A 10,506-nucleotide genomic window follows, 5' to 3' on the forward strand; every position below is an offset into this window, starting at 1 on the left:
CCGCAGGTCAGCAGCAGGGCGTTCAGGCGGCGGGTCAGGCGCTCGGGGAAGATCGTCTCCTCGACGAGCGGCGAGAAGCCGCCGGCCGCCAGGGGCAGCATGGCGCGGGCCAGCTGGCGGCAGCTCATGGTCAGGGCGCACTGGCGGCAATAGGCGGCGACCACGGCCTCGGGGTCGTGCTGAATCGTGCCCTTGCCGCGCATCAGGTTGGCGATGGCGCGGTTCTGCCAGGCGTTGGCCAGTTCGGACGCCGCCACCGCCTCGTCGATCTCGAGCTTCTCGCCGGCCAGGAAGCCCGCGAAGCCGCGCACCAGGGCCGGCGGGTCCTTGAACACGTCCATCAGCAGGTCGCTGATCGCCAGGGCCCCGGCATTGATGAACGGATTGCGCGGCACGCCCTCCTCGGACTCCAGCTGCGAGAGGTGGTTGAACGGGGTGCCCGACGGCTCCTTGCCGACCCGGGTCCAGACCTCGTCGCCGAAGCGGTTCAGGGCCAGGCCCAGCGAGAACACCTTGGTGATGCTCTGGACCGAGAAGCCCTCGTCGGCGTCGCCGATCACCGCCTCCTGGCCCGAGACCAGCCGCACGGCCATGCCGAACTTGGTGGGCGCTACGCCGGCCAGTTCGGGGATGTAGTCGGCGGGTCGGCCCTTGCCGAAGTGCGGCTTCACCAGCACGGCCACCTCGGCCAGGATGTCGGCGATCGAAAGCTCGTCCATGCCTAGATCCGCACCGCCACGAGGACGGCCCCGGCGGCGATCAGGGCGACGCCCAGCCAGTTCAGAGCCGACAGCTTCTCGCCCAGGAACGTGGCGGCGATGATCGCCACGAACACCACCGACAGCTTGTCGATCGGCGCGACCTTGGCCGCCTCGCCCAGCTTCAGGGCCCGGAAATAGCAGAGCCACGAGGCCCCGGTGGCCAGGCCCGACAGCACCAGGAACAGCCACGAGCGCGGGGCGATCGAGCCGGGCGTCCGCCATTCGCCGGCCGCCGTCAGGATCAGGGCCGCGAAGGCCAGGATCACCACGGTGCGGATGAAGGTGGCGAGGTTCGAGCCGACGCCGTCGATCCCGACCTTGGCCAGGATGGCGGTCAGGGCCGCGAAGACCGCCGAGGCGAGCGCCCAGAAGGGCCAGCTTGCCAGGACGGTCCGGCCCATCAGGCGAAGGCCGCGAAGTAGCGGCCGATCAGGGCCTGGTAGATGTTGGCGAGGTCCCGCACCTCCTGCACCGGCACGCGCTCGTCGACCGCGTGCATGGTGGCGCCCACCAGGCCGAACTCGACCACGGGGCACAGGCTGCGGATGAACCGCGCGTCGCTGGTGCCGCCGGTGGTGGAGAGCTCGGGCGCCCGGCCGGTGGCGTCGCCGACGGCGGCCACGATGACGTCGGTGAAGGCGCCCGGCTGCGTCAGGAAGGCCTCGCCACTGATCTTGCACAGGGCCTCGACCCGGCCCGAGAAGCCCTCGGCGGCCTCGCGGCATTCGGCTTCGATCCAGGCCTGCAGGTCCTTGCCCTGGTGGGCCGGGTTGAAGCGGATGTTGATCCGGGCCTTGGCGCTGGCGGGGATGACGTTGGTGGCGGTGTTGCCGACGTCCACCGTGGTGACTTCCAGGTTCGAGGGCTGGAAGCCCTCATAGCCCTCGTCCAGGATCTTGCTCTGCAGGCGGCTCAGGATGTCGACCATCACCGGGATCGGGTTGGCGGCGCGGTGCGGATAGGCCACGTGGCCCTGTTTGCCGTCCACGGCGATCCAGGCGTTGATGCTGCCGCGCCGGCCGATCTTGACCATGTCGCCCAGCAGGTTGGCGCTGGTGGGCTCGCCGACGATGCAGTGGTCGATGATCTCGCCCTCGGCGGCCAGGGCCTGGACGACGCGGACGGTGCCGTCCTCGGCCACGCCCTCCTCGTCGCCGGTGATCAGGAAGCTGAGCGACCCGGGCAGATCCTGGGGCAGGTTCGAGACGGCGGCGACGAAGGCGGCGATGGCGCTCTTCATGTCGACCGCGCCTCGGCCGTACAGCACGCCGTCCTTGATCTCGGCCTCGAAGGGGCCGGCGGTCCAGGCGGCGTCGTCGCCGACCGGCACCACGTCGGTGTGACCGGCGAAGCAGAGGTTGGGGCGGGCGGTCCCGCGCCGGGCGTAGAGGTTCTCGATCTCGCCGAACTTCATGCGGCGGCAGCTGAAGCCCAGGGTTTCCAGCTGGCGCTGCAGAACGTCCATCGCGCCTTCGTCGGCCGGGGTCACGGACGGGCGACGGATCAGGGCCTGCGCGAGCGCGACGGGATCTATGATCGCTTTGGGGGCGGTGGAGAGGCTGTTGTCAGTCATTGTCCTGGCTTTAGGCTCCCCTGGCGCCCGACGCAAACCCGAGAACACCGCCATGCCCAAGATCGACATGCCCGCCGCCCCCACGCGCGTCGGAACCGACTATCCGCCGCCTCACGACGCGAAGTGCCAGGGCCGGCGACGTTGGGCCCTTGGCGACCTCGCGGGGCTCGACCAGTTCGGCGTCAACCTGATGCGCCTGCCGCCAGGCCAGTGGAGCAGCCAACGCCACTGGCATAGCGCCGAAGACGAATTCGTCTGGGTGGTCGAGGGCGAGGTGGTGCTGGTCGAGGACGACGTCGAGACCGTGCTGCGGCCCGGTGACTGCGCCGGCTTCAAGGCCGGAATCGCCAATGGCCACCACCTGGAAAACCGCTCCGACCGCGAGGCGGTGCTGCTGGAGATGGGATCGCGCCGCCCGGACCGGGACACCTGCACCTATACGGACATCGACATGGTCGCGCGGGCGGGGGAGGACTTCTACCGGCACAAGGACGGGACGCCGTACGAGTAGGGTTGGGGACACGCCCTTGCGGCGTGTCCCCAATGCCTTGGCGCCGCGTCTGAACGTGGGGACACGCCGCGAGGGTGTGTCCCCGACCGCCTAGTCGCGCAGCAGGTCGTTGATGCTGGTCTTTGACCGGGTCTTGGCGTCGACCGTCTTGACGATCACGGCGCAGGACAGGCTGGGGCCGCCGTTCTTGTCGGGCAGGCTGCCGGGGACGACGACGCTGTAGGGCGGCACCTTGCCGATGTGGATCTGGCCGGTGGCGCGGTCGACGATCTTGGTCGAGGCCGAGATGAACACGCCCATCGACAGAACCGAGCCCTCGCCGACCACGACGCCCTCGACGACTTCCGAACGGGCGCCGATGAAGCAGTCGTCCTCGATGATGGTAGGGTTGGCCTGCRGGGGCTCCAGCACGCCGCCGATGCCGACGCCGCCCGACAGGTGGACGCGCTTGCCGATCTGGGCGCACGAGCCGACCGTCACCCAGGTGTCGACCATGGTGCTGTCATCGACGTAGGCGCCGATGTTCACGAACGACGGCATCAGGATGACGTTCTTGCCGACATAGGCGCCGCGGCGGACGATCGAGCCGGGCACGGCGCGGAAGCCGGCGGCCTCGAACTGCGGAGCCTCCCAGCCGTCGAACTTGTTGGGCACCTTGTCCCACCACGGGCCGACCGCGCCGCCCATGGTCCCGGCGCGCATGACGCTGTTGGGGTTGAGGCGGAACGACAGCAGCACAGCCTTCTTCAGCCACTGGTGGGTGGTCCACTCGCCGCCCACTTTCTCCGAGACGCGGGCCTTGCCGGCGTCGATCAGCAGCAGGGTCTCCTCGACGGCCGTGCGCACCGGACCGGTGGTGGCGGTGGAGACGCCGTCGCGGGCCTCCCAGGCGGCTTCGACTTCGGTCTGCAGGTCGGCGAGAGTGAGTTCGGCGGTCATCGGAAGGCTTCCTTCAGGCGCGCCGAGGTCAGGAACCCGGCGAGGTCGTGCGTGCGGTGATGGACGAAGTCGGCGGTCGAGGCGGCCGCGTGGGCCCCGACCAGGATCGTGGTCATGCCCAGCAGGGCGGCGGGGGCGAGGTTCTTCTCGCTGTCCTCGAAGAAGGCCGTGGTCTTGGGGCCGAAGGCGTGGCGAGCCACCACCTTCTCGAAGGTGGCCATGGCCGGCTTGGGCAGATAGTCGGCCGTCTCGATGGCGAAGGTGTCTTCGAACAGGTGGTCCAGGCCCAGATGGCCCAGCACCCGCGCCGCGTGGCCCAGCGAGCCGTTGGTGAAGATCAGCCGGCGGCCGGGCAGGGCGGCGATGGCGTCCTGCAAGGCCGGGTCCGGCGTCAGGCGGTCCATCGAGACGTCGTGCACCTCGTCCAGGAACGCCTTGGGCGCGATGCCGTGATGGGCCATCAGCCCGGCCAGGGTGGTGCCGTGCTCGTTGTAGTAGCGCTTCTGGATCGCCCGGGCTTCCTCACGGGGCAGGCCGGTCTCCCGCTCCATGAAGTCGGTCATCTTGCCCTCGATCAGGGCCATGTACTCGCACTCGGCCGGATAGAGGGTGTTGTCCAGGTCGAACAGCCAGGTCTCGACATGAGTCAGGTCGGCGGTCATCAGCTCCTCCCTCGCGAAGCGGGGGAGGTGGCGCGACGCGAATACGCGGCGTGACGGAGGCGGCGTCCGGCGGCGGGGGGCGACGCCCCCTCCGTCGGCTTCGCCGCCACCTCCCCCGTTGCACGGGGGAGGAGATGGGAGGCGATCATCATTTCGAGATCAGCGTGCCCGCGCCGTGCTCGCTGAACAGTTCGACCAGCATGGCGTGGGGACGGCGGCCGTCCAGGATGACCACGGCCTCGACGCCGTTTTCCACCGCGTGGATGGCGTTTTCCAGCTTGGGGATCATGCCGCCGCTGGCCACGCCGCTTTCGATCAGGCCCCGGGCCTCGGCGATGGTCATCGCGCGGATCAGCTTGCCGTCACCATCCAGCACGCCGGCGATGTCGGTCAGCATCAACATCCGCTTGGCCTTCAAGGCGCCGGCGAGCGCGCCGGCCACGGTGTCGGCGTTGATGTTGAAGGTCTGGCCGGCTTCCGAGACGCCGATCGGGGCGATCACCGGGATGTAGTCGGTTTCCGAGGTCAGCAGGGCCTGGATGATGTGCGGATCGACCTTGGTCGGCTCGCCCACGAAGCCCAGATCGACGACCTGCTCGATATTGCTGTCAGGATCCTTGCGGGTGCGGGTCACCTTTTCGGCGGTGATCATCCGGGCGTCCTTGCCCGACAGGCCCACGCCGCGCACGTCGGCCTCGGCTCCGGCCAGCGTGATCCAGTTGGCGATTTCCTTGTTGATCGCGCCCGACAGCACCATCTCGGCCACTTCCATGGTGGCCTCGTCGGTGACGCGCAGCCCGTCCACGAAGGTCGACTTGACGCCGGCCTTGTCGAGCATGCGGCTGATCTGCGGGCCGCCGCCGTGCACCACGACGGGGTGGACGCCCAGCAGCTTGAGCAGCACGGTATCGGCTGCGAACAGCTTGGCGACCTCTTCCTGGCCCATGGCGTGACCGCCGTATTTGATCACCACCGTTTCGCGGTCGTAGATCTGGATATAGGGCAGGGCTTCAGCCAGGGTCTTGGCGGTGGCCCAGCCCGCTTCCTCGGCGACGTCGGTCAAGGCGGCGGTCCTGTAAGGCGAAAGGCGCGCCTCGATAGCGGACGTGGGGACACGTGTCACGCGTTCAGCGTCACTTCCCGCGCTTGCTGAACCGCCACTTCAGCGCCAGCACCGCGCCCGACATCAGCAGGCAGGCGGTGTTGGAGGCGATCACCGGCCAGGCCTTGATCAGCACGCCATAGGCGATCCAGCAGGAAAAGCCGGCGACGGTGACGATGTAGGTGCGCAGCGACACCGACGAGGCGTCCTTTTCGCGCCAGATCTTGGCGATCTGCGGCGCGAAACTGGTGATCGACAGCAGGGCCGCCGCCGTGCCGACGACCGACGCGACAAGCGGGACGCTCACCCTAGACGGCTTGCGGCAAGGCGTTCAGGCCCCAGCGTTCGGCATAGGCCGGCGACAGTTCCAGCCCGACCGGCGGCGGGCCGGGGGCCTGGCCCTCGCGCAGGCAGATCGTCAGATAGGTCAGGGCGGTCTTCACCCCGTGCTCGGAATAGGGCTTGCCGATCACGCCGCAGGCGCCGGCGAAGTCGTCGGGCAGCCGCTTGACGTTGGCGGTCATGAACAGGGCCACGCCGCCGCAGTCTTCATGGATGGCGCGCGCCACCTCGACGCCCGTCGGGCCGTCGCGCAGGTGGACGTCAACCAGGGCCAGGTCCGGGCGCAGGTCGCGGGCCAAGCCGACCGCCTCGTCGGAACTCATGGCCATGCCGACCGCGTTGCAGCCGACTTCCTCGACCAGGAACTCCAGCTCGGTGGCCAGCAGGACCTCGTCCTCCACGATCAAGACGTCGAGCGGGCGCTCGTTCATCACGCAACCAATCTTTTTCAGTGATGGACGCCATTGACCGGCAGATGCACCACCACGCGGGTTCCAGGATCGGCGGGCGTGGTCTGGGGACGTGCTTTCAACTGCTGGCACAGCAGCTGAACGATGGTCAGACCGAATCCGCCCGACGACGCGGAATTCTCCACACCAACGCCGTTGTCCGTGATTTCGATCCGGAATTCCGAGTCTTGGCGGGTGAGCCCGACAAAGATCTCGCCGGCGCGCCCCGCAAGGGCCTCGGGCGGGAAGCCGTGGCGCAGGGCGTTGGAGAACAGTTCGCTGATCACCAGGGCCAGGGGCGCGGCCTTGGAGGCGGCGATATCGACGCGCTCCAGGTCCAGGCGCACCGTGATGTCGTCGCGCCGCGCCGCGCCCATCATGTCGCTGACCAGGTCGCGCACGAAGGCCGAGACGTCGAAGCGCTCGACGTCTTCGTTCTGGAACAGGCGACGATGGACGGTGGCGATGGCGCTGACCCGCTCCAGCATGCCGCGCAGGCTGTTCTTGACCCCTGGATCGGTGACCCTGCGGTTCTGCAGCAGCAGCAGGGACGAGATGAGCTGCAGGTTGTTCTTCACCCGGTGATCCACCTCGTGGAGCAGGGCGGTCTTCTGCTGCAGGGCGTGGGTCAGGTCGGCGGTGCGGGCCTCGACGGCCGCCTCCAGGCGCTCACGGGTGTCGCCCAGCTCGAGCTCGGCGCGCTTCTTGTCGCTGATGTTCAGCTGCGAGCCGAAGAAATAGGCGATCTCGCCGGTCTTGCTGCGCACGGGCGACAGGTAGAGGGCGTTCCAGAACGTCGTGCCGTCCTTGCGGTAGTTGAGGATGTCGAGCGCGAGGTCCTCGCCGTTGGCGACGGCCCGCCGCATCGTCTCGATCCCGGCGGGGTCGGTGTCGGGGCCCTGCAGGAAGCGGCAGTTGCGGCCGATGACCTCGTCGCGGCGATAGCCGGTCAGGGCCAGGAAGGCGTCGTTGGCGAAGATGATCGGGTTGTCGGCCTGGCTGGCGTCGGTGACGAGCATCGCCATGCGGGTGGCCCGGATCGCCGCCGCGAACGGATCGCCGACGCCATGGTCGGCGGCCAGTTCTTCCGCCGCGCGTTCCGACCGCAATAGATCCGTCATTCGCTGATCGCCCGACCTGCCGACATGCCCCGTCGTTCCCCAACGCCGATTTAGATGTCGGGTTCCGGACATTGGACCAAAATGCATGACGGCGGAAACCCGAGAGTTTCCGCCGTCATGGCCGTCTATGTCCGAAGGACGTGGGGCTCGCCCTACTTGGGCTTGTAGATCTTGTCGAACAGGCCGCCGTCGGCGAAGTGGGTGGTCTGGGCCTTCTTCCAGCCGCCGAACGTGTCGTCGATGGTGACCAGCGGGATCGACTTGAACTTGCTGGCGTACTTGGCCGCCGAGGCGGCGTTGCGCGGGCGGTAGTGGTTCTTGCCGATCAGATCCTGGGCGATGGGGCTGTAGAGGAAGTTCAGATAGCCCTCGGCCGCCAGGCGGGTCTTGTGACGGTCGACGTTCTTGTCGACGATCGCCACCGGCGGTTCGGCCAGGATCGACAGCGACGGATAGACGATGTCGAACTTGCCCGGCAGTTCTTCCTGCGCCAGGTAGGCCTCGTTCTCCCACGACAGCAGGACGTCGCCCAGGCCGCGCTGGGTGAAGCTGGTGGTCGCGCCGCGCGCCCCGGTGTCGAGCACCGGCACGTGACGGAACAGTTCGGCGACGAAGGCCTCGGCCTTGGCGGGGTTGCCGCCCGGCTGCTTCAGGGCCCAGGCCCAGGCGGCCAGGTAGTTCCAGCGCGCGCCGCCCGAGGTCTTCGGGTTGGGGGTGATCACGTCGATGCCCGGCTTGATCAGGTCGCCCCAGTCCTTGATCTTCCAGGGATTGCCCTTGCGGACCAGGAACACGATCGTCGAGGTGTAGGGGGTCGAGTTCTGCGGCAGGCGCGACTGCCAGTTGGCCGGCAGAAGCTTGGCCTTGGCGGCGATCTCGTCGATGTCATAGGCGAGCGCCAGGGTGACGACGTCGGCCTGGAGGCCGTCGATCACCGAGCGGGCCTGCTTGCCCGAACCGCCGTGCGACTGGTTGATGGTCAGGTCCTGGCCGACCTTGTCCTTCCAGTACTTGGCGTAGGCGGCGTTGATGTCCTTGTAGAGCTCGCGCGTCGGGTCGTAGCTGACGTTCAGCAGGGTCAGCGGCTTGACGCCCTGGGCGTGGGCCGAGCCGGCCAGGGCGGCGGGAACCGCCAGGGCCGCGGCCCCGGCCGTGGCCGTGCCCAGAAGGCCGCGGCGCGTGGGGGTCTTGAGATCTTGGGTCATGGCGATGTCGCTCGCGTGAGAAGTGGGTCGTGAAAAGGGTTAAACGCCGGGCTTGTAGATCTGGTCGAACACGCCGCCGTCGGCGAAGTGCCGGGCCTGGGCCTTGGCCCAGCCGCCGAACTGCTCGTCGATGGTGACCAGGGGAATCTTGGGGAACTTGCCGGCGTACTTCGCCGCCGCCGCGGGGTTGCGCGGGCGGTAGTTGTTCTTGCCGATCAGGTCCTGGGCGACAGGGCTGTAGAGGAAGTTCAGATAGCCCTCCGCCACGACCCGGGTCTTGTGACGGTCGACGTTCCTGTCGACCACCGCCACCGAGGGCTCGGCCAGGATCGACATCGACGGATAGACGATCTCGAACTTGTCGGCGCCGAACTCCTGGCGGGCCAGGTGGGCTTCGTTCTCCCAGGTGAGCAGGACATCGCCGATGCCGCGCTGCACGAAGGTGGTCAGCGAGCCCCGCGCGCCGGTGTCCAGAACCGGCACCTGGCGGTACAGCTGCTGGACATAGGCGCGAGCCTTGGCGTCGTTGCCGCCCGGCTGCTTCAGGGCCCATGCCCAGGCGGCCAGATAGGCCCAGCGCGGCGCGCCGCCGGTCTTGGGATTGGGCGTGACGATGTCGATGCCCGGCTTGATCAGGTCGCCCCAGTCCTTGATCTTCCAGGGATTGCCCTTGCGGACCAGGAAGATGATCGTCGAGGTGTAGGGGGCCGAGTTGTCGGGCAGGCGCGACTGCCAGTTCTTGGCGATCAGGCCGCGCTTGGCGATCTCGTCGATGTCGTTGGACAGGGCCAGGGTGACCACGTCGGCCTGGAGGCCGTCGATCACCGAGCGGGCCTGCTTGCCCGAGCCGCCGTGGCTCTGGTTGATGACCAGGTCCTGGCCGACCTTGTCCTTCCAGTACTTGGCGTAGGCGGCGTTGATCTCCTTGTAGAGCTCGCGGGTCGGGTCGTAGCTGACATTGAGCAGGGTCAGCGACTTGGCGGCGGCCCCTGCTTCACCGAGGAAGCCCAGGCCGGTGGCGACCCCCGCTCCCGCCGCGACCATGTCGCGACGGGAGAGGTTGAGCCGCCGAGCTTCGGAAAGCTTGGTCATGCCCGAGGCCTTAGAACGCGTACTGGCTGCGCAGGTTGACGGCCTTGTAGCTCTGGCCGATCTGCACGCCCGAGGCGTCGCGACGGTCGACGTCGACGTCCAGATAGTCGAGCGAGAACTTGGTCACCGAGTTGGGGAACCAGTTCACGCCGAACGTGGCGATCTCCTGGACGCCGCCGCGAACGCGGTCGGCCGCCACTGTGGCGTATTCGTGGTGGTTGACGTCGAGCACCGAGTAGCGCGCCGCCAGTTCCCAGGCGCCCCACTTGCCGGCCTTCGGGTCGAACGGGTTGTCGATGGCCGGGGCGTCGAAGGCGAAGTTGGCGGCGTTGTACTTGCGCGCCTCGCCGGTCAGCACCCAGCCGCCCTCGACATACCAGCCGTAGAACTTCGGATCGGTGACGTTGGCCGGCTTGTTGCGACGGTCCAGCGCGATGTCGAAGTACTCGCCCTGGATCAGGAAGTTCTTCTTCTGGGCGGCCAGCTCGAAGCCGTAGTGGCGGGCGCCCGACGAGTCGATGGCGCCGGAGCTGACCAGACGGGTGCCGTCGGTGCGCAGCTCGGGACGATCCTCGACGGTGATCGGATAGGCGCCGGCCGCGGCGATCTGGGCGGGCTGGGCGATCCGGCTGGCGTTGACGCCGACATGGGTCAACCAGTCATAGCCCTTGAAGGGAATGAAGGCGACGCGGCCGACATAACCCAGCTGCTCGTCGAAGGTGGCGCCGTCGCCGGCCTTGGCGCCGGTC

The 10,506-nt window shown here is 68.2% G+C and carries 13 protein-coding genes; 1 reads left to right on the top strand and 12 read right to left on the bottom strand.

All coding sequences use genetic code 11. The annotated features are described in order from the left end of the window. The 3 genes from AC1DZ6_RS10225 to dapE form a co-directional block, all read right to left on the bottom strand. Positions 1 to 719, bottom strand: a 719-nt coding sequence (locus AC1DZ6_RS10225) for a glutaminase (protein ID WP_477097073.1), incomplete at its 3' end; no start/stop codon positions are given. Between the two features lie 2 nt (positions 720 to 721). Then, positions 722 to 1,162 carry an EamA family transporter gene (locus AC1DZ6_RS10230; RefSeq protein ID WP_477097074.1) on the bottom strand — a complete coding sequence of 147 codons (441 nt, stop codon included), beginning with the start codon at positions 1,160 to 1,162 and terminating at the stop codon, positions 722 to 724. Then, complete coding sequence (dapE, locus tag AC1DZ6_RS10235; RefSeq protein ID WP_477097075.1) at positions 1,162 to 2,334, bottom strand: succinyl-diaminopimelate desuccinylase; 1,173 nt, start codon at positions 2,332 to 2,334, stop codon at positions 1,162 to 1,164. Before dapE ends, AC1DZ6_RS10230 begins: the two co-directional genes overlap by 1 nt. A gap of 52 nt (positions 2,335 to 2,386) precedes the next feature. Between dapE and AC1DZ6_RS10240 the strand changes: the two genes are divergently transcribed. Then, positions 2,387 to 2,845, top strand: a complete 459-nt coding sequence (locus AC1DZ6_RS10240) for a cupin domain-containing protein (protein WP_477097076.1) — start codon at positions 2,387 to 2,389, stop codon at positions 2,843 to 2,845. A 90-nt stretch (positions 2,846 to 2,935) separates the two neighbouring features. Here the strand turns inward: AC1DZ6_RS10240 and dapD are convergent, their stop codons facing one another. From dapD to AC1DZ6_RS10285, 9 genes are all read right to left on the bottom strand, one after another. Beyond that, positions 2,936 to 3,784 carry a 2,3,4,5-tetrahydropyridine-2,6-dicarboxylate N-succinyltransferase gene (gene dapD / locus AC1DZ6_RS10245; protein WP_477097077.1) on the bottom strand — a complete coding sequence of 283 codons (849 nt, stop codon included), beginning with the start codon at positions 3,782 to 3,784 and terminating at the stop codon, positions 2,936 to 2,938. Continuing rightward, positions 3,781 to 4,446: a pyrimidine 5'-nucleotidase gene (locus tag AC1DZ6_RS10250; protein ID WP_477097078.1), complete on the bottom strand. Its 666-nt coding sequence runs from the start codon at positions 4,444 to 4,446 to the stop codon at positions 3,781 to 3,783. Before AC1DZ6_RS10250 ends, dapD begins: the two co-directional genes overlap by 4 nt. Positions 4,447 to 4,594: 148 nt before the next feature. Next, positions 4,595 to 5,509 carry an acetylglutamate kinase gene (gene argB / locus AC1DZ6_RS10255; protein WP_477097079.1) on the bottom strand — a complete coding sequence of 305 codons (915 nt, stop codon included), beginning with the start codon at positions 5,507 to 5,509 and terminating at the stop codon, positions 4,595 to 4,597. 70 nt (positions 5,510 to 5,579) lie between these two features. Next, the gene (locus tag AC1DZ6_RS10260) at positions 5,580 to 5,855 is read right to left on the bottom strand and encodes a SemiSWEET family sugar transporter (protein ID WP_477097080.1); all 276 of its coding nucleotides are present in this window, start codon (positions 5,853 to 5,855) and stop codon (positions 5,580 to 5,582) included. Between the two features lies 1 nt (position 5,856). Next, positions 5,857 to 6,321 (bottom strand): response regulator, encoded by a 465-nt coding sequence (locus tag AC1DZ6_RS10265; RefSeq protein ID WP_477097081.1) that lies wholly within the window; start codon positions 6,319 to 6,321, stop codon positions 5,857 to 5,859. Positions 6,322 to 6,338: 17 nt separating this feature from the next. Further along, a complete protein-coding gene (gene lovK, locus AC1DZ6_RS10270; RefSeq protein WP_477097082.1) occupies positions 6,339 to 7,460 on the bottom strand; it encodes a photosensory histidine protein kinase LovK in 1,122 nt (373 codons plus the stop codon). Between the two features lie 152 nt (positions 7,461 to 7,612). Next, on the bottom strand, positions 7,613 to 8,665 hold the full coding sequence (locus AC1DZ6_RS10275) for a sulfate ABC transporter substrate-binding protein (RefSeq protein ID WP_477097083.1): 1,053 nt from the start codon (positions 8,663 to 8,665) through the stop codon (positions 7,613 to 7,615). A gap of 39 nt (positions 8,666 to 8,704) precedes the next feature. Then, on the bottom strand, positions 8,705 to 9,757 hold the full coding sequence (locus AC1DZ6_RS10280; RefSeq protein WP_477097084.1) for a sulfate ABC transporter substrate-binding protein: 1,053 nt from the start codon (positions 9,755 to 9,757) through the stop codon (positions 8,705 to 8,707). Positions 9,758 to 9,767: 10 nt separating this feature from the next. After that, a partial coding sequence (locus tag AC1DZ6_RS10285; RefSeq protein WP_477097085.1) for an OprO/OprP family phosphate-selective porin occupies positions 9,768 to 10,506 on the bottom strand: 739 nt, incomplete at its 5' end.

It is taken from the genome of Caulobacter sp. P1_B12_2 (assembly GCF_056406675.1).